We start from the raw sequence: 26,001 nt of genomic DNA on the forward strand, positions 1-26,001 counted from the left end.
TCCGGGTCACGGCCGGGAGGCGGTTGTCACAGGTTCCGTAGCGGTCGGGTCCTCGGGCCGGACACGTCGGATGGCCAGGGTCACGGCGGCGGCCAGCAGTGCGGACGCCGCCCCGATCAGCATGCCGGTGAGGAGTCCTCCTTCGGACGGGATCGATGTTCCACGGAAGGCGACGGTCGTCTGCGCCAGCACGACCCCCGCGACCGCGGCCGACGCGGTGCCTCCGACCGAACGAAGCAGGGTGTTGACGCTGTTGGCGGACGAGATCTGCGTCGGCGGAACCGCTCCCATGATCAAGGTGGGGATGGCCCCGTATGCCAGCCCGATTCCGGCCGCGACGCAGCAGGTGAGCACCATGAGTCCCCACGGCGACCTCATGAGGAGTCCCGTGGAGGCATAGGCCGCGGCGATCATCAGGCAGCCCGCGAACAGGGTCGCGCGGGGGCCACGCAGGGTCGTCAGCCGTGCCCCCAGCGGGGAGATCGCCATCATCAGCAGACCGGCCGGTGCGCACCACAAACCCATGGCCACCATCGACTGTCCCAGTCCGTATCCCGTCTCCGTGGGCAGCATCAGGATCTGGGGAACCAGCAGCGCCTGGAAGTACATCGAGAAACCGATCAGGGTCGCGACGATGTTGGTGACGAGAACCCGGTTCCCCTTCGAGACCCGAAGATCGACGAGTGGTGCCGGAGCCCTCAGTTCCCACCGGCCCCACACCACGAACGCGACGATCGAGACCGCGAACAGGATCGGGATCGTCGCATCGGTCCAGCCCCAGTCGCCGCCTTTGGATATCGCCAGCAACCCGGCGACCAGCGCGACCGAGAGCCCGAGGGTGCCGACGAGGTCGAATCGGCCCACGTCCGCCGGCACCGGGGTGTCCCGCACCAGCCAGGCGATGAGAACCGCGACGAGCACACCGGCGAGACCTGCTCCCCAGAACAGCATCCGCCAGTTCGTGTACTGGACGACGGCTGCTGCGAGCGGCAGGCCGAGTGCTCCCCCGATCCCCAGGGACGAACTCATCAGGGCGATGGCCGAGCCGAGACGCGCCGGAGGCACGAGGGAACGCAGCGCACTGATGCCGAGGGGCACGATCCCGAAGCCCGCGCCCTGGAGGGCACGGCCGACGAGCATGGGTGCCAGGGATGACGACAGGGCGCACAGGAACGACCCGACGATGAGCGGGATCGTGCACACCAGCAGCATCCGGCGCACGCCGTACATGTCGCCCAAGCGGCCCGTCACGGGTGTCGCGACGGCACCCGCGAGCAGGGTCACCGTGACCACCCAGGACGCATTGGACGGGCTGGTCCCGAGCAGTGCGGGCAGTTCACCGAGCAGCGGGATGACGAGGGTCGACATCACCGTGGTGACGATGCCGGCGAACACCAGTACCCAGATCGTGCGACCGGCGAAACCCGTCGTCGATGTTCCGTCCACCCCGGCATCTCCTCGTTCGATCGTTCACGCCGCGCGCGCCGTTGCCCTCTGTATCGGCATCGGGTTCGGCCCCGGAGTCGCGCCCCGGGAACCGAACCGACATCAGTCCTCGATCCAGATCTCCTCGGGGCGAAGCGATCCGAGGGTGTACATCTCGATGCCCTGCACGTCGGGTGAGGCCATCAGCGAGGGCGCTGCGGCGATGTAGAAGATTGCCGGAGTGAGCTCGACGATCCGCTGCTCGGCCTCCGCGTAGACGTCCTTGCGTTCGTCCGTCGACTCCGAGAGACGACCCCGATCGAGTGCCGCGTCGAGTTCGGGATCCGCAACACCGGTGAAGTTGCCCGGCGACCTGCTGTGGAATGCCGTCCACAGTGTGTAGTCGGGATCCTGCACGGCGGCGGAGGACACCATCATGTCGAAGTCGCGGGTGTTCGATCGGGCCGTGGCCTGCGCGTAGTCGAGCACCTCGACCTGCACGTCGACATTGTCGAAGGCGCTCAGCTGTGCCTGGATGGTCTCGCCCGTGGTCCGCGTGTCGGTCGTCGGGTACGACAGGAAGGTGAAGGAGACCGGCTTGCCCTCGGCCGCGAGTTCGTCGAACAACTTCTGGGCTTCCTCGGCGTTCGCCGTCGGCCACTCCACGTCCGTGTAGAGCGGTGAACTCTCGGCGAACAGCGACGTCGGCACGACACCGTCGCCGTTGTAGACCACGCTGTTGAGACCGTCGAGATCGAGCGCGAGAGCCACCGCACGTCGTGCACGTTCGTCGTCGAAGGGTGCGCGCCGAAGGTTCAGGGCGAGGGTCTGACCGCCACCGACCTCGGTCACCACGGTCTGCAGTCCGGCGGCGTCCGCCTTGGCGAGATTCGACCAGTTCGCCTCCAACGAGAGGTCCGCGGCCCCGGTCGTGACAGCGTTGATCCGCTGGGGCCCGTCCGAGACACCGCGCACGACCAGCCGATCGAGATACGGCTTCGGGGCGTCCCAGTAGTCCGGGTTCTTCTCGAAGGTCATCTTGGCCTGACGGGTCCAGTTCACCAACGTGAACGGTCCGGCGCCGACGGGATTCGCGTCGAACTCGGCCTGTCCCTTCTGCAGCGCGGTGGGAGAGGCGATCCAGTTGAGCGCGTTGGCGATCACGCCCTGCGCGAAGTGCGGATTGGGTTCGGCGAGTGTGATCTTCAGGGTTCCGGAATCGACCACCTCGTAACCGGTGATCTGCGCGGCCTGCCGGATGCCGCTCGAGCCGGTCGCCGGGTCGGCGATGCGCCTCCAGTTGAACTCGACCGTAGCCGCGTCGAAAGGTGTTCCGTCGGTGAAGGTCACGTCCGGTCGCAACGTGAGGGTGAAGGTGCGACCTCCGTCGTCGGTCGTGAACCCCGTGGCGAGTCCGTACTCGACTTCGAGCGTCGTCGGGTCGTTGGTCATCAACGTCCCGTACAACGCGTTGCCCACGATCGGGTGGTGGGCCCAGGTATTGGACAGCCCTCCCGGGTCGAGGGTGCGGGGCTCGCTCAGCTGGAGTGCGACGAGTTCACCGCCCGCGACGGGATCACCCGCCGCGGTGGTCTCATTCGCGTCTGCGGTGTCGCCACTGCCGCAACCGGACAGCAGGAGAACGCCGGCGCAGGCCGCCGCGAATCCCCTGACGAGATGTCTCTTTCCGAACATACGTCACCTTTCGAACGCCGAACCCGGATACGGACCGGCCCTGCAGCACAGAGGTACTGCAGGGCCGAGAAAGGAAGATCAGGAGGAACGTGCGGTCGCGGCGAAGGAGGCCTGGCGGGCGGCGGCTTCCCGGACCGCTTCACTGCGTGTCATGGATGCCATGTCCCGCCACGCCTGTTGCAGTTGTTCCCCGACGAGATGGGTCGGCCCGTCGGCCAGATTGTCGAGCGCCTCGGCGACGACGGACGCGGGCGTCGCGAGGCCGGGAACGTCGGCGTCGAGGCTGTCGATCGCGCCGCGGGCGAAGAGGAGTCGACGCAGTGCCGGGGTGTCGGTGCGGCCCACCACGAGGGACAGGACGTCGATGCCGTGAGGCTTCAGCTCGGACCACAAACCTTCGGCCATCACCATGTCGAACGCCTTGGAGGCACCGTAGGCCACCATGTTCGCCCCACCGCGCAGACCGGCGGCGGACGACATGAGGATCAGCGCTCCCTTTCCCCGTTCGACCATGCCGTGTGCGAAGTGATGGCACACACGCATGTTCGTGATGCAGTTGCGCTGGACGAGTCCGACGGCGGTCTCGACCGGATTATCAAGGAAGGGCTGGAAATTCGGATCTGCGCCCGCGCAGTACACGACGGTGCCGATCTCGAGATCGGCCGTGCCCTCCGTGATGACGTCCATTGCGTCGGGAGCGGACAGGTCGACCGCCAGGATCCTCGTCTCCGCGTCGCCGCACGAACGGATCTCGGTGGCGACCTCCTCGAGTGCCTCGGGCCGGCGGGAGAGCAGGACGACGTTCAGCCCGCGTGCAGCGAACGTCCGCGCGAACTCTGCGCCCACCCCCTCCGATGCCCCGAGGATCAGCGCCCACGGGCCGTATCGATCGGCGAACTCTGCAGAATCGGTCATCGAATGATCCTTCCGTCCGTCAGGCGTCCGTACCCGCACCGACGGCGGCGAGTTCGGGAAGATCGCGTCCGGCCACGGACGGGAGCGGGAAATGGCAGGCCGCGTACTGGCCCGGACGGACCTCACGCATCTCGGGTTCCTCTTCGGCACAACGGTCCTGGGCCATCGGGCAGCGGGTGCGGAACAGGCAGCCCGTGGGAGGCGCGAGCGGCGACGGCACGTCGCCGGCCAGGGGTGGTCCGGCGAATCCCTTCTCCGGATCGGTCAGCGGCACCGAATCGAGCAGCGCACGGGTGTAGGGATGCGCCGGGTCGTCGTACATCTCGATGGAGTCACCGAATTCGCAGACCTTGCCCAGGTACATGACCATGACCTTGTCGCTCACCGTGCGCACCACACCGAGATCGTGGGCGATGAACACGACGGTGAGATCGAACTCCGCCTTGAGTTCCTCGATCAGGTTGAGGATCTGCGCCTGCACCGACACGTCGAGCGCCGAGACCGGTTCGTCGCAGATGAGCAACCGGGGATTCAGGGCGAGCGCTCGCGCGATGGCGACGCGCTGCGCCTGTCCACCCGAGAGCTGGCGGGGCAGCATGCCGGCGAATCGCTCGCCGGGCAGACCGACCTGTTCGAGGACCGACACCGATGTCGTCGCCCGTTCCTTCGCAGGTGTTTTCGCGACCGTCAGGCCCTCGACGACGATGTCGGCGACCGATCGGCGCGGATTGAGCGAGGCGACCGGGTCCTGGAAGATCATCTGCATGTCGCGCCGGAGGGAGCGCATGCGATTCTCGCTCGCCTCCTCGATCCACTCGTCACCGAACCGGATACGGCCGGAGGTGATTCGGTCCAGGCGCAGCACCGCACGACCGGTGGTCGACTTGCCGCACCCTGATTCGCCGACGATGCCGAGGGTTTCGCCGGGCAGGATGTCGAAGCTGATCTTCGAGACCGCCTGCACCGTGCCGTTGTCGGTGGGGTACTCGACGACCAGGTCCTGCACGCTGAGCAGGGCCTCGTCGCCGCGCAGATGAGTGGCACCACTACCGGCCATGGGATTCACCTCCGGAAACGGCCCCGACCGGAACGGTCACCGGGCTCAGACATGCGACGTAATGATCGACGCCCACCGACTCGAGCGGGGGCGGTGTGGTGTGGCATTCGTCCGACGCGTGGTTGCAACGCGGCGCGAACCGGCAACCGTCCGGTGGCGACGTCGGATCGGGCAGCGACCCACTGATCACCCGCAACGGCGCGTGCCGCACGTGGTCGATCGTGGGGGTCGCCCCGAGCAGTGCGTGGGTGTAGCGGTGCATCGGCTGCTCGAACACCTCACGGGTGGAACCGATCTCCGCGAGCCGTCCGGCGTACATCACCGACACCCGGTCGGTGCGACCCGCGACCACCGCGAGGTCGTGACTGATGAGCATCATCGACATGCCCCGGTCGCGCTGGACGCGCCGCAGCAGGTCGAGGATCTGACGCTGGATCGTCACGTCCAGGGCCGTCGTCGGCTCGTCGGCGATGAGCAGATCCGGTTCGCACGCCAGCGCGATCGCGATCATCACGCGCTGGCGCATGCCACCGGACATCTCGTGGGGATAATTGCGGAGGCGCCGTTCCGGGTCGGGGACGCCCACCTCCTCGAGGAGCTTCAGCGCCCGTGTGTGTGCCTCGGACCTGCTGACGCCGAGGTGCTTGCGCATCCCCTCGGTGAGCTGTCGCTCGACCCGGACGACCGGGTTGAGCGACCGGCCCGGATCCTGGAAGACCATCGCGATCTGCTTGCCCCAGATCTCGCGCTTCTCCTTCTTGGTCAGGGCCAGCAGGTCGCGGCCCTGGAAGGTCACCGATCCGGATCGGCCCGAGCGGGGCGGCATGAGCCCCATGATGGCCCGGGCCATCACCGACTTTCCGGAGCCCGACTCGCCGACGATTCCCAGCGCCTGTCCGGAGTCCAGATCGAGCGACACGTCGTCCACTGCGCGGACGGTGCCTCGCGGCGTGCCGATGTAGGCACGGAGATTTCTCACTTCGAGAATCGGCTGAGTGGTCACGGCGAGCCGGCCCCTTCCGTCTTGTCGGCTGTATCGGCTAGTTGTTGCTGAGCCAGAACTCGGCCGGGATCGGCGATCCGAGGGTATAGAGCTGCACGCCCTGCAGATCCTTCGAGTAGGCGACCGAGGGGGTGGCCCGGACGTACCACAGACCCACCACCTGATCGGCGAGGCGCTGCTGGACGACGTCGTACGCTTCCTTCCGTTCCTCGACGGTCGCGCCGAACCGGCCGCGCTCGAGAGCTGCGTCGAGCTCGGGATCGTTGACACCGGTGAAGTTGCCGGTGGACGTGGAGTCGAACGCGATCGACAGCGGGAAGTCGGGGTCCTGCGTGATCGACGACGAGATGACCATGTCGAAGTCACGCGCGCCGTTCCGTGCCGTGAGCGTCGGGAAGTCGAGAACCTCGACCTTCATGTCCACGTTGTCGAAAGCGGCCAGCTGAGCCTGGATCGCCTCACCGAGCGAGCGGCTCTCGGTGGTGGGGTACGACAGGTAGGTGAACGAGACGGGCTTGCCTTCGGCTGCGAGTTCGTCGAACAGCTTCTGAGCTTCCTCGGCATTCGTCTCCGAGAGCTTGATGTCGGAGTAGTACGGCGAGCTCTCCGGGAACAGCGTGTGGGGTACCTCGCCCTCACCGTTGTAGACCACGGTGTTCAGCGCGTCGAGGTCGACCGCGAGCGACACGGCGCGGCGTGCGCGCTCGTCGTCGAAGGGAGCCCTGCGGAAGTTCATCGCGACGAACTGCCCACCGCCGGTCTCCGTCGCCTGGGTGGCCAGGCCGGCCGCCTCGGCACGATTGAGGCTGGTCCAGCTCGACTCCGACGACAGGTCGGCTGCGCCGGTCGATGCGGCGTTGATCCGCTGGTTGTAATCGGCGACCGTCCGGATCGTGAGGCGGTCGAGGTAGGGCTTCGGCGCGTCCCAGTAGGACTCGTTCTTCTCGAGTTCGACCGAATCCTGACGGGTCCAACTGACGAGTGTGAACGGTCCTGCGCCGATCGGGTTCTCGTCGAACGCCTGCTGCCCCTGCTCGAGCGCGGCCGGGGATGCGATCCAGTTCAGTGCACCGGCCACGATGGCCTGAGCGAACTGCGGGTTGGGCTCGACCATCGTCACGCGCAGGGTGGCCGGGTCGATGACTTCGGTGGACTCGATCTGGACGGCCTGACGGATCGTCGTCGAGGCGAGCGCGGGATCCTTCAGACGGTCCCAGTTGAACTTCACCGCAGCGGCGTCGAGCGGTGTGCCGTCGCTGAACTTCAGATCCGGTCGCAGCGCGAGTGTGAACGTCTTCCCGTTGTCCTCGGTCGAGAAGTCCGTCGCCATGCGGTATTCGACGTCGAAGGTGTCGTTGTCCGTGATCATCAGCTCGCCGTAGAGAGCGTTGCCCAGCACCGGCTGATGGGCCCACGTGTTCGACAGCGCGGCCGGATCGAGAGAGCGCGGTTCACCGGACTGGAGGACGGTCGCGGCACCACCGGCCACGGGATCGCCGACCGCCGCGGCGTCCTGGGCCGAGGCGGTGTCGGAACCGCCCGATCCACAGGCCCCGAGGACCAGTACGGCGGAACAGGCCACGGCGACCGCCGCGAACATTCTTCTACGTCGGATCATTGTCGACCTTTCATCGGGAAGTTCTGAGTACGAGCGCTTCTGGAGCTTTCAGTCGTGCAGGGTGCGGTCGTACTTGGTGCGGAGGTGATCGCCGACCTGATTGAGGGCGAACACCGTGAAGAAGATGACGAGTGCCGGTACGAACACCAGGTGCGGCGACGTGGCGATGGCGTCCTTGCCGTCGTTGATCATTCCGCCCCAGCTGGGCTGCGGCGGCGGGATGCCCAGGCCGAGGAAGCTCAACGATCCCTCCGCGACGATGAGCGCCGCGATCACGATGGGCATGTACGACGCGAGGGGCGCGAGGACGTTGGGCATGATCTCCCGGAACAGGATTCGCCCGCTGCCGGCACCCATGTTCTTCGCGGCCCTGACGAATTCACGCGACGACCAGGCAAGGGTGTTTGCTCGCGACAGGCGGATGAACGACGGGATCGCCAGCAGGCCGAGACCGAAGAGGATGGTCCGCACGCTCGGGGTGAGGATCGAGGCGAGGGCCAGGAGCAGGATCAGCGGCGGGAAGGCGAGCATCGCGTCGGCCAGCAGCGAGATCACGGCGTCGACGCGCTTGCCGAAGTAGCCGGCGATCATGCCGAAGAACGATCCGATCAGGAAGCCGACGAGACCGGCAACGGCGCCGATGACGAGGGAGACCTGGGCACCGTAGACGACGCGGGACAGGATCGACCTGCCGAGGGTGTCGGTTCCCAGGAGAGTGTCGAGGGAGTCGAGGTTCGGGGGCGTCCGCGGTGGCCCGACCGGAACGCTGTACGGCGCCAGCGGAAGCACGCTTGCGAAGATCGCGGCACCGATGACGAGCACCAGCCACACGATCGACAGGTAGACCAGCACCGAGCGGGTCTTCTTGGCGGCGGGTACCTTCGGCAGATCCTGGGTGGCCGACTCGACCCGCTGTGCGTCGTCCTTCTTCTCGAGCGCAACCTGCGTCATGCTCCGACCACCTTCCTGACCCGCGGGTCGATGACTTGGTAGCTGAGGTCGACGAGGGTGTTGATGCCCACGTAGACGACGGCGATGAAGACCACGACGCCTTGCACCATGATCACGTCGCGGGAGGTGATCGAGGAGGCGACGAGCTGACCCAGACCCGGGAGGCCGAACAGGGTCTCGACGATCACCGTGCCACCGATGAGACGGCCGAGGTTGATACCGGCGACGGTGATGAGGGAGAACGACGAGGGCCGCAGTGCGTGCCGGAACATCACGTACCAGGAGGGCATCCCCTTGGCCCGTGCCGCGGCGATGAAATCCTCACGGAGTGTGCCGATGAGGTCGGTACGGAGCAGGCGGTGGAAGGCCGCGATCTCGGTGAGAGCGATGGCGAGCGCCGGGAGCATCGCGCTGCGCAAGTTGTCGCCGAGACCTTCGCCGATCCGGGACCAGCCCATCACCGGGAAGATCTGGAGCTTGATCGCGAGGAAGTAGATCAGGACGGGGCCGGCGATGAAGGCGGGCACCGAGAGGAAGACGGCCGACAGGGCGTTCATGCCGCGGTCGACGGCGCTACCCGGGCGGGACGCGGAGATCACACCCATGACGAGTGCGACCATCAGTGCGATCAGCAGCCCCATCGCGGCGAGCTGGAGCGTGACCGGCAGCCGTTCGGCGATGGCCTCGCTCACGGATTGACCCGTCAGCGGCGAGGTTCCGAGATCGCCCCGGACCGCGTCGGACAACCACCCGAAGTACTGGCTCCAGAAGGGCGCGTCGAGGCCGAGCTTGGCGTTCAGTTCGGCGACCGCCTGGGGAGTTGCGTTCTCCCCCAGGATGACCTGGGCCACGGAGCCGGGCGCGAGACCGAGCAGGCCGACGACCGCGATGGTCACCAGCAGGACCACCAGCAGGCTGCGGCCCACCTTTTTCGAAACTGTGAGAAACATCCGACTCAACTTTCGTCGTACTACCGAGGCCGTGGATCACGGCGACGCAGAACACGAGCAGAGTGCACTACCTGTGATGCCCCACACATTAGAGCCTGTCCGTGGCCGCGGCAATATGGATTACAGAAAAGACGAATGGAGTTTCCAATTATTCAGAACGGCAATCTTGCAGTGCTGCAAGATATTCGAGATATGAGACGGAAAGGTGTGTCGGGCCGGCTCGTATGCACGGCGAGGACCCGTGCACCGGACGGGTGCACGGGTCCTCGCCGAACAGTGATGCCGGGGGGGAGTTACGGATCAGTCCCCGGGGCCCTCCAGGATCGTCACGGCGGCAACGGCCGTCGGCCCTCCGACATTGTGCGCGAGACCTGTTCGCGCTCCGTCGACCTGATTGACCGCCTGTCCGCGGAGCTGCTCGAACAACTCCACGCACTGCGCGACACCGGTCGCGCCCGGCGGATGCCCCTTCGTGTTCAGACCGCCGCTGGGATTGACCGGCAGCGCCCCACCGACCTCGGTGACTCCCCCCTCGAGCAACTTGAAACCCTCGAAGCGTTCGGCGAATCCGAGATCCTCGTAGCTGATGATCTCGATTCCGGTGAAGTAGTCGTGGATCTCGGCGACGTCGATGTCCCCCGGCGACAGGCCCGCGGTGCCGAACGCCTGTTTCGCCGCGCGCCGGGTCGCCGCGAATGAGGTGAGATCGCGCTTGTGCTGGTGCATCACGGCGTCGAAACCCAGACCGGTGCCGCGGATCCACACTGGCCTGTCGGTGTGGCGGTCGACGACGTCGTCCGCCACCAGGATCAGGGCGGCCGCACCGTCGCTCTGCGGTGCGCAGTCGTAGACCCCGAAAGGGGTCACCACGGTATCGGCAGCGAGTACCTCCTCCACCGACAACTCGAATCGGCGGCATGCCTTGGGATTGTTCCGAGCGTTACGGTGGTTCTTCACCGCGACCATCGCCATGTGTTCACGGGTGGCCGGCGACTCGTACAGATAGCGGCGCATGTGCAACGCGAAACCCGCCTGCGCGAGGCCGAGCGGGAAATCCCACGCCATGTCGCGCGTCATGGATTCCCATTCCCAGAGCATGCCCTTCGAGGCCGTCTCCCGGAGTTTGTCGGCACCCATCACGAGTGCGACGTCGCACGCCCCCGATGCGATGCCGTAGACGGCGTTGCGGATCGCGTCGTGTCCGGTCGCGCAGGAGTTCTCGACCCGAGTCACCGGAACGTCGTGCAGACCGAGGGTGTCGGCGAGGATCCCGGACGGGAAACCGTCCGTCGTCCCCATCGATCCGAACCACGCCGCGTCGATGTCCGACTTCCGCACGCCCTTGTCGACGCTCGCCGCGCATTCCGCGAAGGCCATCGGAAGCAGGTCCCGGATGCCCAGAGCGAAATGTTCGGCGAAGGGTGTCATTCCTGCGCCGACGATCGCGACCTTTCTCATGCCGCTTCCTCCTCGTCCACGGGATCCGAATCGGGTTCGAAGGCGTACCCGTAGTCGGGGACACCCGAGCGCACCGCGATGCGTCGGAGCACCAGCCGTCCCCGGTCACCGATGTCGACGCTGCCGGCGACGGTGCCGGTGACCCGCACCAGCGCACGCACTCCGACACCGTCGAGGTCGACGACGACGAGCGAGTACGGGGTGCGCAGTCCCGGCACCGGCACGTGCACGGTGACCTCGGTGTAGACCGTCCCGGTGCGCGGTAGTTCGACGAAGGTGTACTCGGTGTCGAGCGAGCCGTCCTCGTCGACCCGGTAGCGCGGCGGGAAGTCGACCTGGTCGTTGTCGAGGAAACGTCCGCCCTCCCATCGCACCTTGGCTTCGAAGGCCCGCTCGTAGGCCGCCAGCGAGATCGGGATCTCGCCGGGCAGAGTCTGCGCCGAATCGAGCACGGGCCGCGCCGGTCTCTCCCGGCGACGGACCTCGGCCGTCCCCTCAGCGACGGTCAGTCCCGACAGGCTGGCCTGTTCGACTCCGACGAGAGGTCCGGTGAGACCGGCCTCCGCCATCGCGGCCAGGGCGAAGAGCGCCGAACTCGCGCCCGTCGTGGGCAGATCCGCGGTCTGCGTGGCCGCGAGCGAGGCCGCGTGCTGCGCCGAGACCCCCGCCACGACGGCCGGGGTGTCCACCCAGGCCGTCGCGAGCGAGGCGAGATATCCCCGCTTCCGGAGCAGTCTCGGGTCCCCGTAGTCGTGGATGTCGCCGGAGGCGTTCCGCGTACGCACGGGTAGGCTTCGCGACACGCGTGCGGCGGTGCGCACCTGCAACCCGTGATCGGAGGTGAGGGCCGCCGCCGCACCGGCCGAGTTCAGGTCGACACCGATGACCAGTGTTCGCGGTCGCGCCGAGCCGAGGGCGTCCAGCGTCGCCGGCGCACCCCCGAGCCGTTCGATCACCTCCAACTCGGGATCGAGCCCGAGCCCGGCGAGCAGAACCGCGGCGTTGCTGCTCTCGGTCAGCGGCAGATCCCGACTGACGAGAACGACGTACTCGACGGATCCGCCCGCTTCGAGCGCGGCGCGGCCCGCCTCGACGGCGAGGGTGACGGCGTCCTCGTCGTCACCGGCGATCCTGGCGTCGGGAGTACCCCAGCACGGCAGGTACGTTCCGATCGATGCTATGTAAGGCATTGGCCCTCCCTGAACCGGGTGCAGCCCCCTACTAGGTGACTGCGCCCGCTGTCTTGAGCTCGATGATGCGCTCCCAGTCCAGACCGAGCTCCTGCAGGATCTCCTCGGTCTGGGCGGCGAACTCGGGTGCCGGTCCGGTCTGCGGCGGCGTCACGTCGAACTGCACCGGATTGGCGACGAGTTCGAGTTCCCCTGCCTTGACCAGATATTCGTTGTCGCGGACCTGCGGGTCGCTCACGACCTGCAGCGAGTCCTGGACGGGTGCCCACGGCCCGGCGAGCGTGCCGAACCGCTGGACCCATTCCGCGAGCGGACGGCTGCCGATGACCTCGCGCAGGATCTCGACGGCCTCGACGGTGTTCGTGGCGATCGACTGTGCGTCCGCGAAACGTGGATCGTCGATGAGGTCGGGGCGGTCGATGTGCGTGCACACATCTGCCCAGAACCTCGCCGGTTGCAGCATCACGAACGAGATGTAGCGTCCGTCCGCGGTGCCGTAGACACCAGAGAGCGGGTTCGTCGGGGCGCCGTGGCCACCGGCCTTCGGCGCTTCCATGTGCTGCCCGAGATGCGCGGACAGTGCGATGGTGTGGCCCATCGCCCACACCCCGCTGCTCAGCAGCGAGACGTCGACCACCGAGGGTTCGCCCGTGCGTTCACGCTTGAACAACGCCGCCGCGATACCGCCGGCGAGGTTCGTGCCGGAGATCGTGTCGCCGAAGGCGGGTCCGGGAGGCGCGATCATCCCCTCGATGCCGGGCGGGGTGAGCGTCGCGGCGACACCGGCGCGCGCCCAGAAGGCCGTCATGTCGTATCCGCCCTTGCCGGACTCGACACCGCGCGGGCCGAGCGCACTCCCCCGGGCGTAGACGATCTTCGGGTTGACCGCGCGGATGTCGTCGACGTCGATCTGCAGCTTGGTCCGCACCTTGGGCAGGACGCTGGTGAGGAAGACGTCGGCGGTGCGCACGAGCTCGAGCAGCACCTCTCGGCCCTCGGGGATCGAGATGTCCAGGCCGAGGCTGCGCTTGCCGCGGTTGGCGTGCTCGACGTTGGGGTTCGGATCACCTTCGACGCGAAGGGTTCCCGTCTGCCGCAGACCGCGCTGCGGGTCGCCCGTCACCGCGTGTTCGATCTTGACGACGTCGGCGCCCCACTCCGCGAGCACCGCGCCCGCGGAGGGAACGAAACCGTACATCGCGACCTCGACGACGCGGACGCCTTCGAGTGGCTTCACGAGGTCACCGCCTTCGAGAACGCCTTGAGCTGCTGGAACTCCTCGAGTCCGGCCCTGCCCATCTCACGGCCGATGCCGGACTGCTTGTAGCCGCCGAACGGGACGTCGGGGCTGAAGTAGTTGCCGCCGTTGACGGAGAAGGTGCCGGTTCGGATGCGGCGGCCGATCGCGATGCCGCGCTCCTCGTCGGCGGTGAGCACGCCGCCCGACAGGCCGTACTTGGAGTTGTTGGCGATCCGCACGGCATCGTCGTCGTCGTCGAACGGGATGACGGCGAGGACCGGTCCGAAGACCTCCTCCTGCGCGATCTCGCTGTCGGGGTCGACGTTCGCGAGCAGGGTGGGCTTGTAGAACCAGCCCGGATCGACCTTCTCGCCACCGGTGACGAGGGTGGCGCCGTCGGCCACGGCGCGCTCGACCATGCCGTGGATCTTCTCGCGCTGCTTCTCGCTGATGACCGGGCCCATGTAGATCTTCGGGTTCGACGGATCGCCGTAGGGCACGTGCTGCATCATCCCGGCGACCTGCGCGACGATCTCGTCGTGCTTGTCGCGGGGGACGAGCAGACGCGTGGTCAGAGCACAGCCCTGGCCGGCGTGCGAGCAGATGCTGAAGGCGGCGAACTGCGCGGCGGTCGCGAAGTCGGCGTCCTCGAGGACGATGAGCGCCGACTTGCCGCCGAGTTCGAGGAAGACCTTCTTGAGCGAATCCGCGGCCGCGGCCATGATCTTCTTGCCCACGGGGGTCGAGCCGGTGAAGGTGACGACGTCGACGTCCGGGTGGGTGGTCATGAGCTCGCCGGGCGCGACCTGCGACGACGAGATGATGTTGACGACACCGGCCGGGATGTCGGTGTGCTCGGCGATGATCTCGGCGAGCGCCTGGGTGACGAGCGGGGTGTCGGGTGCGCCCTTGAGCACTACCGTGCAGCCCGCGGCGAGCGCGGCCGGCAGTTTCGCCATGGCCAGCTGGGTCGGATAGTTGTACGCGACGATCGCGGCGACGACGCCGGCCGCCTCCTTCTCCACCCAGCGGTGGTGCGGCTGTCCGCGGAACTCGACGTCGCCGAGGTCCTCCGTGAACTCGGTGTTCCGCAGCAGGTCGGCGTAGTACTTCACGATCTCGAGCGGCGCGTCGACCTGGTTGCCGTGGGTGAGGATGCGCGGGGCGCCGACCTCGGCGATCGTCAGCTCGCGCAGTTCCTCGACGTTGTCGCGCAGGGCCTTGTAGAGCTGGTCGAGGCACTTGATCCGGAATTCGACGTCGGTGGACCAGGTGGTCGTGTCGAATGCGCGTCGCGCTGCGCGGATGGCGGCTTCCGCCTCCTCGACACCCGCGTCGGGGGCGTAACCCACCAGTTCACCGGTCGCCGGATTGTAGGAAGCGAAGGTGCGCTCGGTGGTGGTGAGCTTCCCGTCGATCAGCAGCCGCTTCGCCACTTCGGTGGTCGCGGCGTCGGCCACCGCGGTTGCTCCGTTCTCCTGCACTGACATCCCATCTCCTCCGCATCGTGTGGAAATCACATTCTCAGATCAGAGAATTAATCTGTTCGACTTTCGAGAACTTTAGCAAGGAGCAGTCCGGCAGGATAGCCCCGGAAGTGATCCCCACCACTTGATGACGGCCTACATGGGCGAATTCTCCGGGTCTTGCGGCCCGCAATCGCGCGAGAGTATGGTTCTCGCAACCGGAAGGGAGATTCTTGTGATCAGCACTACAGCCCTCAGCCCGTCACTCGGTGTGGAAGTCACCGGTCTGGACAGCCTCGACGACGAGCGTGTGGTCGCCCAGCTGCTCGAAGCACTCAAATGGCGTGGCGTACTTCTCGTTCGAGGTGTCAACCTCGACGACGAGGCCCAGCTCGCCTTCAGCCGCAAGCTCGGCACGGTGGTCATGCCGGCACCGGGGCAGGAGATCTTCACCGTCTCGCTCGACCCCGCCAAGACGCCGTCGGCCGAATACCTCAAGGGCACGTTCCACTGGCACATCGACGACACCACCAACGAGGTGCCGGCGAAGGCCACCACCCTCACCGCCCGCCATGTCGCAATGGTCGTCGGCGGAACGGAATTCGCCAGTACCTACGCCGCCTACGAGAATCTTCCCGACCACGAGAAGAAGCGGTACGAAGGCCTGCGCGTCGTGCACAGCTTCGAGGCCGCCCAGCGTCTGGTCTACCCCGACCCCACCGAGGAGCAGGTCGCACGCTGGCGTGCGCTGCCACCCCGCGAGTCCTCCCTCGTCTGGGAGCGCCGCGACGGACGACGCTCCCTCGTCATCGGCGCCACGGCCGATCACATCGTCGGCATGCGCCCCGAGGAGAGCCGCGAACTCCTCGACGAGCTGCTCGCATGGACCACGCAGGAACGCTTCTGCTATTCGCACGAATGGCAGGTCGGCGACCTCGTCGTCTGGGACAACACCGGCATGCTGCACCGGGCACTGCCCTACGACCCGTCGTCCGAGCGCCTCATGCGCCGCACCACGATCGTCGGTGACGAACCGTGGCAGTGAAGACAGCGGTCGTCACGGGCGGAAGCTCCGGAATCGGCAAGGCGATCGCCGAACGCCTGCGCAAGGACGGCCACCAGGTCGCGGTGCTCGATCTCAACCCCTCCGGTGAGGAGCTCGAGTACAAGGTCGACGTCTCCGACCGCGCACAGGTCGACGACGCCTTCGCCCGTATCCGCGAACAGCTCGGCCCCGTCACGATTCTCGTCAACGGCGCGGGACTCGAGCTCTACAAGCGCTTCCACAACATCGACTACGCGACCTGGCAGAAGGTCGTCGACGTCAACCTCGGCGGCGTCTTCCACTGCGTGCAGGCCGCCCTGCCCGACATGCTCGAGGCCGGCTGGGGACGCATCGTCAATATCTCGTCGTCGAGCGCGCAGTCGGGTCAGCAGTTCATGACCGCCTACGTCTCGTCCAAGGCCGGCGTCAACGGACTCACCAAATCACTTGCATTGGAATACGGTCCGTCCGGCATCACCGTCAACGCCGTACCTCCCGGCTTCGTCGAGACCCCCATGCTGCACCGCTCCGCCGAGAAGGGTCTGCTCGGCGGCACCATCGACGAACACATCCAGCGCACACCCGTCCGCCGAGTCGGACAACCCGAGGACATCGCCGCCGCCTGCTCCTTCCTGATCTCCGAGGAGGCCGGATACATCACCGGCCAGATCCTCGGGGTCAACGGCGGACGCAACACCTGATCCACCCTCCCCGCCGAAACCCGATCGAAAGGACAAACCAGTGGGACGTGTCGAAGGCAAGGTCGCGTTCGTCACCGGCGCGGCGCGCGGCCAGGGCCGCAGCCACGCGGTCAAGCTCGCGTCCGAGGGTGCCGACATCATCGCTGTCGACATCTGCACGGACATCGACTCGATGGGGTACTCCATGGCCACGCCGGAGGACCTCGAGGAAACCGTCCGGCTCGTCGAGAAGGAAGGCCGCCGGATCGTCGCGATCCAGGCCGACGTCCGCGACGCAGCCCAGATGGACGACGCTGTGGCGCGGGGTGTCGCCGAGTTCGGCAGGCTCGACGTCGTCGTCGCACAGGCCGGTGTCGCCGGCATGAAGGGCGAGCCCCAGACCCAGGCCTGGACCGACGTCGTCAACACCAACCTCGTGGGCACGATGAACGCCGTCCACGCCGCCCTACCGCACCTGAAGGCAGGCGCCTCCATCATCGCCACCGGTTCCACCGCGGCACTGATGGACGTGTCGAAGGTCGACCAGCCCGGCAAGGATCTCGGTGGCGTCGCCTACGTGTTCTCCAAGCGGGCACTGTCCCAGTTCATCGACACGCTCGCGACCCATCTCGCGCCGCGCATGATCCGCGCGAACGTTCTGCACCCCACCAACTGCAACACCGACATGCTGCAGAGCGAACCGATGTACCGCTCCTTCCGCCCCGACCTCGAGCATCCCAGGCGCGAGGACGCGGAGCCCGCCTTCGGTGTACAGCAGGCCATGCCGATCCCGTACATCGAGCCCGAGGATTCGAGCAACATGGTGCTCTTCCTCGCGTCCGACGAATCGCGCTACGTGACCGGCATGCAGATGCGCGTCGACGGCGGCGGCTACCTCAAGTGGTACGACTACCACATCTGACCGTTCGATCGTAACGGGCAGCCCCCGTACACGACAGGACGTTGCCGGACCGGACCAGTACACATCATCGACCGGGAGGAACACCGTGAAGGTCAGAGTCGACCCCGAACGCTGCCAGGGCCACACCCTGTGTGCCATGGCCGCACCCGAAGTATTCGAACTGAGCGACATCGACGGCCACGCCACCGCAATCGTGGAGGACGTGCCCGCGCATCTCGAGGAGAACGTGCACGAAGCAGCCCGGTCCTGCCCTGAGCAGGCCATCGAGATCTCCTGACCACCAACGTTTCGACAGCCCCGATCGAAGCGTCAGAGAGGACAGTCATGAGCGTCGACGACGTCGTTGCCGACACATCCCACCGCACTCCGGTCTACCAGTTCGACCGGCACGCACCCGACTACCGCGACAACTTCCTTCCGATCACGGAAGAGATGCAGTCGAAATGCCCGATGGCCTGGTCGGACACCCACGGCGGCCACTGGGTCGCCGCGGGCAGCGACGAGGTGTTCAACCTCGTCCGTTCGCCGAACGTCTCCAACGACCACGACATCAAGGGTGTCCGAAAAGGCTACAAGGGCATCATGATTCCGACGGCCGAGCGCGCTTCCGGCGTGCGCGGCGGAATCCTGGAGATGGACGACCCCGAGCACCGGGAATTTCGCGCCCTGCTCAACCCCTACCTCTCCCCGGCGGCGATCAAGAAGTGGATCCCGATCATCGACGAGGTCGTGCGCGCAAGCCTCGACGAGAAGATCGAGAGCGGACGGATCGATTTCGTCGACGATCTCGCGAACATCGTGCCGGCCGTCATCACCCTGGCCATGCTCGGTGTGCCCATCAAGAAGTGGGAGGTGTACTGCGAGCCGGTCCATGCCGCAATCTACACGCCGCCGGACTCGCCCGACATCGCCCGTGTCGGTGAACTGCACCGCAATATGGGTATCGACCTGATCACGAACCTGTTCGAGATCCGCGAAAACCCTCGCCCCGGTCTGATCAACGCCATCGCCGACGTCGAGGTGCTCGGCGAGAAGCCCGACGACATGGAGCTTCTCGGCATCCTGAGCCTCCTGATCGGTGGTGGCTTCGACACCACCACGGCACTGACCTCCCACGCCCTCGAATGGCTCAGCCAGAACCCCGACGAGCGCGAGCGTCTCAGCAACGAACGCGACAGCCTGCTCGACAGCGCCACCGAGGAGTTCCTGCGGTACTTCACCCCGTCGCCAGGCGACGGTCGCACGTTCTCCGCCGACTGCGAGTTCAAGGGCACGCAGTTCAAGGAGGGCGAGCGTCTGTGGCTGTCGTGGGCGATGGCCAACCGCGATCCCCAGCTGTTCGACGACCCCAACTCGATCGATCTCGAGCGGAAGGGCAACCGCCACTTCAGTTTCGGACTGGGTGTCCACCGATGCATCGGGTCGAACCTGGCACGCACGGTGTTCAAGCGGATGCTGCTCGCCGTTCTCGACCGGATGCCCGACTACACGTGCGATCCGGAGACGACGGTGCACTACGACTCCATCGGCGTCATCCAGGGCATGCGGCACCTCCCGGCGACGTTCACGCCCGGCAAGCGCCTCGGCGCCGGCCTCGACGAGACGTTGGAGAAGTTGCAGGTCCAGATCGACGAGCAGGAACTCGCGGCACCCATCACCGCCGCCAAGTAACACCGCTCGAACGTGCACCAGGAGTGAGGAAGGCCGGTATCGGTGGCTGAGACGACAGTGGTCGAACGGGAGACGGGCGATGCCCCGGCAAAGGGGTCCGGACGCCCCCTCCCCCAACTGACCCTGCAGAACAAGTTCTTCTGGACCTCCGGCGAGGACGGCCGGTTGCGGATCCAGGAATGCGAGTCGTGCTCGGCTCTCATCCATCCGCCGCAACCGGTCTGCCGGTACTGCCGGGAGAAGCAGATGGGTGTGCGCGTCGCCTCCGGCTACGCGACGCTCATCGGGTTCACCGTCAACCACCGTTTCGGTCTACCCGGCCTTCCTCCCCCGTTCGTCATCGCGCAGGTCGCACTCGAGGAGGATTCCCGGGTGCGGTTGACCACCAATGCGGTCGAATGCGATGCCGAGCAACTCGAACTCGGCATGCGCATGGAGGTCGTCTTCCATCGGGACGGCGACGTCTGGCTGCCGCTCTTCCGTCCGACAGCGGAACAGGGCGCACCTGCTCCGCTGCCCGTGGACGAGATCGAACCCGAGCAGATCCGCCTCCACATCCGCCCGCCCGCGAGCCCCGACAAGTTCGAGGACAAGGTCGCCATCACCGGTATCGGCATGTCCGACATCGGGCGCCGTCTCATGGTCGATCCCGTCTCTCTCACCGTGCAGGCGTGCGAACGCGCCGTCGCCGACGCCGGCTTGACGATGGACGACATCGACGGCCTGTCGACCTATCCCGGCGCCGGCCCGATCATCGGTTTCGGCGAAGGCGGTGTTGCCGCCGTCGAATCCGCTCTCGGTCTGCGTCCCACCTGGTTCAACGGCGGCATCGAGACCCCCGGACCCAGCGGATCGGTGATCGCCGCGATGCTCGCCGTCGCGAGCGGTCTCGCCCGGCACGTGCTGTGCTACCGCACCCTGTGGGAGTCGACCTACAACGAACTCGTCAAGGCCGGGCAGATCACGCCGCCCGGCGGACGCACCCCCAGTTGGATGGTGCCCTTCGGCGGTATCTCCGCCGCCCACACCCTCGCTCAGAACGCCCAGCGGCACTTCCACCGCTACGGCACCACCCGCGAGACGCTCGGCTGGATCGCGCTGAACCAGCGCGCGAACGCCGCCCTCAATCCCGGCGCGATCTACCGCGACCCACTGACGATGGACGACTACCTGTCGGCGCGACCGGTCACCACGCCGTTCGGCCTGTACGACTGCGACGTGCCGTGCGACGGCGCAGTCGCCGTCATCGTCTCCGCTGCGGACACCGTGAAGGACCTGCCCGGACCGGCCGTCCGTGTGGAGGCCGTCGGCACCCAGATCGTCGAACGCATCGAGTGGGATCAGAGCACGCTCACCCATGAACCGCAGGTCCTCGGACCGGCCGCGCACCTGTGGACCCGCACGTCGCTGCGACCCGACGACGTCGACGTCGCCCAGCTCTACGACGGCTTCACCTTCAACGCCCTGTCGTGGATCGAGGCGCTCGGCTTCTGCGGGATCGGCGAGGCGAAGGACTTCCTCGACGGCGGGAAGAACATCGCCCGCGACGGCATCCTCCCCCTCAACACCCACGGCGGCCAGCTCTCGCACGGACGCACCCACGGCATGGGCCTCGTCCACGAAGCGGTCACCCAGCTGCGCGGCACCGCAGGAGATCGCCAGGTGCGCGACGCCCGCGTAGCCGTGGTCAGCAGCGGCGGGCTCACTCCCGGCAGTGCGATGCTGCTGCGGAGCGACACATGAGCACCGTCCGCGCACAGTCCTCACCGATCGAGGAGGCTCACATCGGCGGCGCGGGAGACGTCTCACCCGTAGCCCGCGTCGTCGATGTCGAGGGCATCCCGATGTCGGCGCTGGTCGCCGAGGCACCCGAGCCACGCGCCGTGATCGTGGCACTGCACGGCGGTGCCGCCCGCGCGGCCTACTGGGACTGTCCCGGTCATCCCGAACTGTCGATGATGCGGGAGGCCGTCGCACACGGATTCACCGTGATCGCCCCGGATCGTCCCGGATACGGTTCGTCGCGACCCCACCGTGAGGAGCTGAGTGCTCCCGATGTGCGTGTCGATCTCGCCTACCGCACGGTCGACGCCCTGCTCGGCACATCACCTCGCGGTGCAGGCCTGTTCCTGTGGGGCCATTCGGTCGGCAGCGAACTCACGATGCGCATGGCCGTCGAGAACCGGCGTGAGGAGATCCTGGGCGTCGAACTGTCCGGCACCGGGCGCGAGCACCACGCCCTCGCCGCCGGCATCCTCGGCACCCGGGAGCGGTATGCGAACGCACGCGGCGTCGGCGAACTGCTGTGGACACCGGCCGAACTGTACCCACCCGACATCGTCGGCGGCGCCGTGATCGCAGCTCGCACACCGGATTACGAGGCCGATGTCACAGCCGGCTGGCCGACCGTCGACTTCCCCGCCCTCGCCGCACAGGTCCGAGTGCCCGTGCACTTCACCGCCGCCGAACACGAGAAGGTCTGGCGCAACGACGCGCAGGCACTCGAGGACGTCGCCGCGATGTTCACCGCGGCACCGAGCGTGACAGTCCACCTGCATCCCGGCGGCGGGCACAACCTCAGCATCGGTTACGCCGGCCCGGCCTATCACCGAACGGTGTTCGGATTCGTCGACGACTGCATCGCACTCCAGGAGGTTCCCCGGCCATGACCCACCCACTCCGATCGGAGGCACTGTGATACGTGTCGGATTCATCGGACTCGGAAGCCAGGGTGGGCCGATGGCCCGCCGGATCGTCGAATCGGGATACGAGCTGACGCTCTGGGCCCGCCGCCCGGAATCGCTCGCCCCCTACGCCGACACCCCCGCGAAGTACGCGCAGTCGCCCGCCGAGCTCGCCGCGGCCAGCGACCTCGTATGCCTGTGCGTGGTGAACGACGACGATGTACGGCAGGTGATCACCGGCGAGAACGGCATCCTCGAGGGAATGAACGAGGGCGGTGTCATCGCGGTGCACAGCACGATCCATCCCGACACCTGCCGGGAGCTCGCGGCCGCCGCACACGAACGTGGCGTCTCGCTCGTCGACGCTCCTGTCAGTGGCGGCGGAATGGGCGCAGCGGCCGGGACACTGCTCGTGATGGTCGGCGGCGAGAGCGACGCCGTGGAACGGTGCCGCCCGGTGTTCTCCACCTACGGGAATCCGGTGGTGCACCTCGGTGATCTCGGAGCAGGCCTGGTCACCAAGCTCCTCAACAACCTGCTGTTCACCGCGAATCTGGCTCTCGCCGAGAACACTCTGGCGCTCGGCGCGGAACTCGGCGTCGATCCCGCCCGCCTCGGTGAGGTGGTCTCCCACGGCACCGCGAACAGCTTCGCGCTCGGACGCGTGGTGTCCGCCGGTGGCAGTCTCGATCGGATCGGCGGCCACGCCGGTGAGTTGCTGAAGAAGGACGTGAGCCTCGTGGCCGGTCTGGCCGCAGCGGCCGGAGCCACGGAGGGCATCACCTTCACCACCGCCGATGCGAGCCTCGAGAAGATGGGACACCCGCGATGAGTCGCGTGCACTTCGTCGGCGCCGGACGTATGGGGCTGCCGATGGTCGAGCGTCTGGTCGCCGACGGGCACGAGGTGCACGTGCTCGCGCGGCACGACGACGCCCGGGCGGCCTTGGAGAACACCGGCGCAACCGCGGTCGGCGACATCACCGGTATCGGCACCGACGCCGAGCTGGTCGTCGTCTGCGTGTTCACCGACGAGCAGGTACGCCGGGTGTGCCTCGACGACGGCGTGCTGGGGCGTATGCCGAAGGGTTCGACCCTCGTGGTCCACACCACGATCAGCCCGCGCACCGTGGAGACCCTGGCCTCCGCGGCCGAGCCGTTCGAGGTCGCGGTGATCGACGCCGCCGTGAGCGGTGGCCCGCACGACATCGCGGCCGGTGCATTGACGCTGTTCCTCGGCGGAGCGGACGCGGCCGTCGCTGCCGTGACGCCCGTGCTGAAGAGCTACGGCGATCCCGTCCTGCACGTCGGCGCACCCGGCAGCGGGCAGAAGGTGAAGCTGGTCAACAACGCCCTCTTCGCGGCCGAGATCGGGTTGCTCGCCGAAGCTGCGGAACTCGGCCGGCAGCTCGGGGTCGACGAGGCGGCGCTGTTCTCCGCCCTCCCCCACGGCAGTTCGTCGTGCAAGGTCATGGGGAACATCGCTATGCGTGGATCGGTGTCGGAATTTCGCAGTGCCGTGGGCGAATTCTTGACCAAGGACGTGGCGGTGGTGCGGGCCGCCGTGTCGGAGCTCGGAGGAGACCTCGGGGTCCTCGACACGGCCATCGACGCACATACCCGGTAGGCGGTCCGGCGAGGCGTCCCGGGTGGTGGTCCTGCTCCACTGCGCGGGACGCCGTCCGCACCGTTGTATCCCGCGTTTGCCCACCGGTGCGGACAGATGCGCCTGGTGTACACCGAGTTTCCGTCCCCCGGGATACGCAAACGCTCACCCGGGGCATCTCGTCGAAGCGAAAGGGCATTCCATGGAAGGTCTGAAGGACAAGATCGTGCTGGTAGCCGGTGCCGCAACGGGTCTCGGCGCCGATTCCGCCCGCCGCCTCGCCCGCGAGGGTGCCCGGGTGGTCGTCGGCGACCTCAACCACGCCGGGGCACAGAGCACCGCCGCGTCCATCACGGAGACCGGCGGCACTGCCGTCGCGGTCGAGTTCGACATCTCGGACGACGACTCCGTGCGGGCGCTCGTCGCGCAGGCGGTCGAAATGTACGGCGGGCTCGACGCCGTCCACATCAATGCCGGCGACATGGGGGCCGTCACGAAGGACACCGACGTCGTCGACATCGACCTTGAGATCTGGGACCGCACGGTCGCTGTGAATCTGCGCGGCCACATGCTCGTCACCCGCCACAGTGTCCCGAAGCTGCTCGAGCGCGGTGGCGGCGCGATCGTCTACACCTCATCCATCGCCTCGTTCACCGGCGACCCGCAACGTCCGGCCTATTCGGCGACGAAGGCGGGCATCAATGCGCTCGCACGGCACGTCGCGTCACGATGGGGCCGGGAGGGTATCCGGGCCAACGCGGTGGCCCCGGGACTGATCCTCACCGACGAGATCCGGAACGGAGCGGCACCGGAACTGCTGGCCGGCATGCTCGCGCGCACGCGCAGCACCCGACTCGGTGAGGCCGCGGACATCTCGAGCATGGTCGCCTACCTGATGTCCGACGACGGCTCGTGGATCAACGGCCAGGTGGTCAACGTGGACGGTGGCACCGTGCTGCGGTAATCGGAGATCCGCGGCACGTGCGGACAGATACCCGCCTTCAGCAAAGGTGTATCTGTCCGCACGTCTCGCATGTCGGCGCTCTACGTGCCGTCCAGCGAGACCCCGTGGACCTGCTCGAGATGGCGCACCACCGCCATCTGGTCCACACCCGGCTCCAGTGCCTCGACGGCGGCGTTCCACACCTGCCCGATCGCTTCCCCGAGCACGGGACTGATCCCCTGGTCGTGGGCGAGGTCGAGTGCGATCCCGACGTCCTTACGCATCAGCGCCGCCGCGAAACCGGAATCGAACGTGCGTGAGAGCACGAACTTCTCGTACTTCGTCTCGGTGGCCTGATTGCGGCCGCTGCCGGCATTGAAGACCGAGAGCAGGGTCGCCGGGTCGATGCCGAACTTCTTCCCCACCAGCAGGGCTTCCGCCGCGACGAGCACGTTGTTCGCCGCGAGGAGATTGTTCAGCGCCTTGGCGGCATGACCCGATCCGACGGGTCCGACGCGAATGATCTCGCTGCCAGTCTCCTGCAGCAGCGGCGTCACCCCGTCGACCACGGCGGCGTCACCGCCGGCCATCACAGCGAGGGTGCCCTGTTCGGCGCGCGCGACACCGCCGCTCACGGGGGCGTCGACGACGCGCACGCCCTTCTCCTCGGCGATCTCGGCGAGACGTTGCGTACGGGTCGGCACACTCGATCCCATGTCGACGATGACCGAACCCGGCCGCAGATGGTGCAGCAGACCGTCCTCGGACAACACGACCGAGTCGACGATGTCGCTCGTGGGCAGCACCAGGACGACCACGTCACAGTCGGCGAAGTCCTCGGAGCCGCGGGCACCGACCGCGGTGGGGTGCTCGTCGACGAACTGCTGCTGGGCGGCAGGATCGGCGTCGCGCACGATCAGGCTCCGGCCACCGCGGACGAAGTTCCGGGCTATGGGACGTCCCATAGCGCCGAGGCCGATATGACCTACGGTCCTGAGGGTCACCGGCGCACTCGAATCGCTCATGCGCCCGCCTCCGCCGTCTCATCGTCCTGCAGAGGACCGAGTTCGTCGACGAGGACCTGCTGCACGACGCGCATCGCCGCGATGCCCGCGGGGCATCCGACATACGCCGTCGCGTGAACGACCGTCTCGGAGATCTCCCTGCGCGACAATCCGTTCCGTATTCCTGTCCGCACATGGGTGGCGAGTTCGTTGTGCTGTCCGAGGGCGATCAGGAGCGAGATGGTCACGAGCGACCGGTCGCGGCGTTCGAGACCGTCCCGGGTCCACACGCCACCCCAGACGAATTCGCTGACGTACTCCTGCAGTCCCTCACCGTCGGTGCCGGCATTGCGCGACAGCGCGGCGTCGACGTATTCGTCCCCGAGGACCTCGCGGCGCACCGCGAGCCCCGAGTCGAGGACCGTCCGGTGCGCCGCACGCACGGTATCGTCGAGCCCGACCTGTGTTGTCATCATTGC

The 26,001-nt window shown here is 67.2% G+C and carries 24 protein-coding genes; 10 read left to right on the forward strand and 14 right to left on the reverse strand.

All coding sequences use genetic code 11. The features are described from left to right. Positions 1–6: 6 nt before the first annotated feature. The 12 genes from LPH33_RS21715 to LPH33_RS21770 form a co-directional block, all read right to left on the reverse strand. On the reverse strand, positions 7–1,446 hold the full coding sequence (locus LPH33_RS21715) for an MFS transporter (protein ID WP_267499176.1): 1,440 nt from the start codon (positions 1,444–1,446) through the stop codon (positions 7–9). Positions 1,447–1,548: 102 nt separating this feature from the next. Further along, entirely contained in the window at positions 1,549–3,120 is a 1,572-nt protein-coding gene (locus LPH33_RS21720) for an ABC transporter substrate-binding protein (RefSeq protein WP_229566002.1), read from the reverse strand. Positions 3,121–3,198: 78 nt separating this feature from the next. Beyond that, on the reverse strand, positions 3,199–4,035 hold the full coding sequence (locus LPH33_RS21725) for an SDR family NAD(P)-dependent oxidoreductase (RefSeq protein ID WP_229566005.1): 837 nt from the start codon (positions 4,033–4,035) through the stop codon (positions 3,199–3,201). Between the two features lie 19 nt (positions 4,036–4,054). Then, positions 4,055–5,092, reverse strand: a complete 1,038-nt coding sequence (locus LPH33_RS21730) for an ABC transporter ATP-binding protein (protein ID WP_229566008.1) — start codon at positions 5,090–5,092, stop codon at positions 4,055–4,057. Then, the gene (locus LPH33_RS21735) at positions 5,082–6,020 is read right to left on the reverse strand and encodes an ABC transporter ATP-binding protein (RefSeq protein WP_229566009.1); all 939 of its coding nucleotides are present in this window, start codon (positions 6,018–6,020) and stop codon (positions 5,082–5,084) included. The genes LPH33_RS21730 and LPH33_RS21735 overlap by 11 nt, the downstream gene beginning before the upstream one ends. A 112-nt stretch (positions 6,021–6,132) precedes the next feature. Next, positions 6,133–7,713 (reverse strand): ABC transporter substrate-binding protein, encoded by a 1,581-nt coding sequence (locus tag LPH33_RS21740; protein WP_229566012.1) that lies wholly within the window; start codon positions 7,711–7,713, stop codon positions 6,133–6,135. Between the two features lie 48 nt (positions 7,714–7,761). Further along, positions 7,762–8,664, reverse strand: a complete 903-nt coding sequence (locus tag LPH33_RS21745; RefSeq protein ID WP_060650246.1) for an ABC transporter permease — start codon at positions 8,662–8,664, stop codon at positions 7,762–7,764. After that, entirely contained in the window at positions 8,661–9,614 is a 954-nt protein-coding gene (locus LPH33_RS21750) for an ABC transporter permease (RefSeq protein ID WP_060650245.1), read from the reverse strand. The genes LPH33_RS21745 and LPH33_RS21750 overlap by 4 nt, the downstream gene beginning before the upstream one ends. 300 nt (positions 9,615–9,914) lie before the next feature. Next, positions 9,915–11,072, reverse strand: a complete 1,158-nt coding sequence (locus LPH33_RS21755) for a thiolase family protein (RefSeq protein WP_229566014.1) — start codon at positions 11,070–11,072, stop codon at positions 9,915–9,917. Continuing rightward, entirely contained in the window at positions 11,069–12,262 is a 1,194-nt protein-coding gene (locus tag LPH33_RS21760; RefSeq protein WP_060650243.1) for an OB-fold domain-containing protein, read from the reverse strand. The genes LPH33_RS21755 and LPH33_RS21760 overlap by 4 nt, the downstream gene beginning before the upstream one ends. A 31-nt stretch (positions 12,263–12,293) precedes the next feature. After that, on the reverse strand, positions 12,294–13,499 hold the full coding sequence (locus LPH33_RS21765) for a CaiB/BaiF CoA transferase family protein (protein ID WP_229566016.1): 1,206 nt from the start codon (positions 13,497–13,499) through the stop codon (positions 12,294–12,296). Beyond that, positions 13,496–15,022 carry an aldehyde dehydrogenase family protein gene (locus tag LPH33_RS21770; RefSeq protein ID WP_420714459.1) on the reverse strand — a complete coding sequence of 509 codons (1,527 nt, stop codon included), beginning with the start codon at positions 15,020–15,022 and terminating at the stop codon, positions 13,496–13,498. The genes LPH33_RS21765 and LPH33_RS21770 overlap by 4 nt, the downstream gene beginning before the upstream one ends. A gap of 181 nt (positions 15,023–15,203) precedes the next feature. Here LPH33_RS21770 and LPH33_RS21775 point away from each other — a divergent pair, with 181 nt between their 5' ends. The 10 genes from LPH33_RS21775 (at position 15,204) to LPH33_RS21820 (ending at position 24,539) form a co-directional block, all read left to right on the forward strand. Then, a complete protein-coding gene (locus LPH33_RS21775) occupies positions 15,204–16,013 on the forward strand; it encodes a TauD/TfdA dioxygenase family protein (RefSeq protein ID WP_229566021.1) in 810 nt (269 codons plus the stop codon). Continuing rightward, complete coding sequence (locus LPH33_RS21780; protein ID WP_060650239.1) at positions 16,010–16,714, forward strand: SDR family NAD(P)-dependent oxidoreductase; 705 nt, start codon at positions 16,010–16,012, stop codon at positions 16,712–16,714. Before LPH33_RS21775 ends, LPH33_RS21780 begins: the two co-directional genes overlap by 4 nt. A 40-nt stretch (positions 16,715–16,754) precedes the next feature. Continuing rightward, entirely contained in the window at positions 16,755–17,615 is an 861-nt protein-coding gene (locus LPH33_RS21785; protein ID WP_060650238.1) for a mycofactocin-coupled SDR family oxidoreductase, read from the forward strand. 85 nt (positions 17,616–17,700) lie between these two features. Continuing rightward, on the forward strand, positions 17,701–17,892 hold the full coding sequence (locus LPH33_RS21790; RefSeq protein ID WP_229566024.1) for a ferredoxin: 192 nt from the start codon (positions 17,701–17,703) through the stop codon (positions 17,890–17,892). A 47-nt stretch (positions 17,893–17,939) separates the two neighbouring features. Then, the gene (locus tag LPH33_RS21795; protein ID WP_229566026.1) at positions 17,940–19,286 is read left to right on the forward strand and encodes a cytochrome P450; all 1,347 of its coding nucleotides are present in this window, start codon (positions 17,940–17,942) and stop codon (positions 19,284–19,286) included. Positions 19,287–19,343: 57 nt separating this feature from the next. Further along, positions 19,344–21,029, forward strand: coding sequence for a thiolase C-terminal domain-containing protein (locus LPH33_RS21800; RefSeq protein ID WP_229568443.1), 1,686 nt, complete (start codon positions 19,344–19,346; stop codon positions 21,027–21,029). Beyond that, positions 21,026–21,955, forward strand: a complete 930-nt coding sequence (locus LPH33_RS21805) for an alpha/beta hydrolase (protein ID WP_229566027.1) — start codon at positions 21,026–21,028, stop codon at positions 21,953–21,955. The genes LPH33_RS21800 and LPH33_RS21805 overlap by 4 nt, the downstream gene beginning before the upstream one ends. Before the next feature lie 28 nt (positions 21,956–21,983). Next, positions 21,984–22,802, forward strand: a complete 819-nt coding sequence (locus LPH33_RS21810) for an NAD(P)-dependent oxidoreductase (protein ID WP_229568446.1) — start codon at positions 21,984–21,986, stop codon at positions 22,800–22,802. Continuing rightward, the gene (locus LPH33_RS21815) at positions 22,799–23,596 is read left to right on the forward strand and encodes an NAD(P)-dependent oxidoreductase (RefSeq protein ID WP_229566029.1); all 798 of its coding nucleotides are present in this window, start codon (positions 22,799–22,801) and stop codon (positions 23,594–23,596) included. The genes LPH33_RS21810 and LPH33_RS21815 overlap by 4 nt, the downstream gene beginning before the upstream one ends. A 181-nt stretch (positions 23,597–23,777) precedes the next feature. After that, complete coding sequence (locus LPH33_RS21820; protein WP_229566030.1) at positions 23,778–24,539, forward strand: SDR family NAD(P)-dependent oxidoreductase; 762 nt, start codon at positions 23,778–23,780, stop codon at positions 24,537–24,539. Positions 24,540–24,619: 80 nt separating this feature from the next. Here LPH33_RS21820 and LPH33_RS21825 read toward each other — a convergent pair whose 3' ends face one another. Next, positions 24,620–25,543, reverse strand: a complete 924-nt coding sequence (locus LPH33_RS21825) for an NAD(P)-dependent oxidoreductase (RefSeq protein ID WP_229566031.1) — start codon at positions 25,541–25,543, stop codon at positions 24,620–24,622. Continuing rightward, complete coding sequence (locus LPH33_RS21830; protein WP_060650806.1) at positions 25,540–25,995, reverse strand: carboxymuconolactone decarboxylase family protein; 456 nt, start codon at positions 25,993–25,995, stop codon at positions 25,540–25,542. The genes LPH33_RS21825 and LPH33_RS21830 overlap by 4 nt, the downstream gene beginning before the upstream one ends. Between the last annotated feature and the right edge of the window lie 6 nt (positions 25,996–26,001).

This window comes from Rhodococcus sp. RDE2, assembly GCF_020885655.1.
GTDB classification, from domain to species: Bacteria; Actinomycetota; Actinomycetes; order Mycobacteriales; family Mycobacteriaceae; genus Rhodococcus; species Rhodococcus pyridinivorans.

Bases quoted from the DNA above. Each gene is read 5' to 3' on its own strand.
- LPH33_RS21745 (WP_060650246.1), bottom strand. From the start codon at position 8,664: ATGACGCAGGTTGCGCTCGAGAAGAAGGACGACGCACAGCGGGTCGAG.
- LPH33_RS21820 (WP_229566030.1), top strand. From the start codon at position 23,778: ATGGAAGGTCTGAAGGACAAGATCGTGCTGGTAGCCGGTGCCGCAACG.
- LPH33_RS21720 (WP_229566002.1), bottom strand. From the start codon at position 3,120: ATGTTCGGAAAGAGACATCTCGTCAGGGGATTCGCGGCGGCCTGCGCC.
- LPH33_RS21805 (WP_229566027.1), top strand. From the start codon at position 21,026: ATGAGCACCGTCCGCGCACAGTCCTCACCGATCGAGGAGGCTCACATC.
- LPH33_RS21825 (WP_229566031.1), bottom strand. From the start codon at position 25,543: ATGAGCGATTCGAGTGCGCCGGTGACCCTCAGGACCGTAGGTCATATC.
- LPH33_RS21730 (WP_229566008.1), bottom strand. From the start codon at position 5,092: ATGGCCGGTAGTGGTGCCACTCATCTGCGCGGCGACGAGGCCCTGCTC.
- LPH33_RS21760 (WP_060650243.1), bottom strand. From the start codon at position 12,262: ATGCCTTACATAGCATCGATCGGAACGTACCTGCCGTGCTGGGGTACT.
- LPH33_RS21750 (WP_060650245.1), bottom strand. From the start codon at position 9,614: ATGTTTCTCACAGTTTCGAAAAAGGTGGGCCGCAGCCTGCTGGTGGTC.
- LPH33_RS21755 (WP_229566014.1), bottom strand. From the start codon at position 11,072: ATGAGAAAGGTCGCGATCGTCGGCGCAGGAATGACACCCTTCGCCGAA.
- LPH33_RS21815 (WP_229566029.1), top strand. From the start codon at position 22,799: ATGAGTCGCGTGCACTTCGTCGGCGCCGGACGTATGGGGCTGCCGATG.
- LPH33_RS21795 (WP_229566026.1), top strand. From the start codon at position 17,940: ATGAGCGTCGACGACGTCGTTGCCGACACATCCCACCGCACTCCGGTC.
- LPH33_RS21725 (WP_229566005.1), bottom strand. From the start codon at position 4,035: ATGACCGATTCTGCAGAGTTCGCCGATCGATACGGCCCGTGGGCGCTG.
- LPH33_RS21830 (WP_060650806.1), bottom strand. From the start codon at position 25,995: ATGACAACACAGGTCGGGCTCGACGATACCGTGCGTGCGGCGCACCGG.
- LPH33_RS21740 (WP_229566012.1), bottom strand. From the start codon at position 7,713: ATGATCCGACGTAGAAGAATGTTCGCGGCGGTCGCCGTGGCCTGTTCC.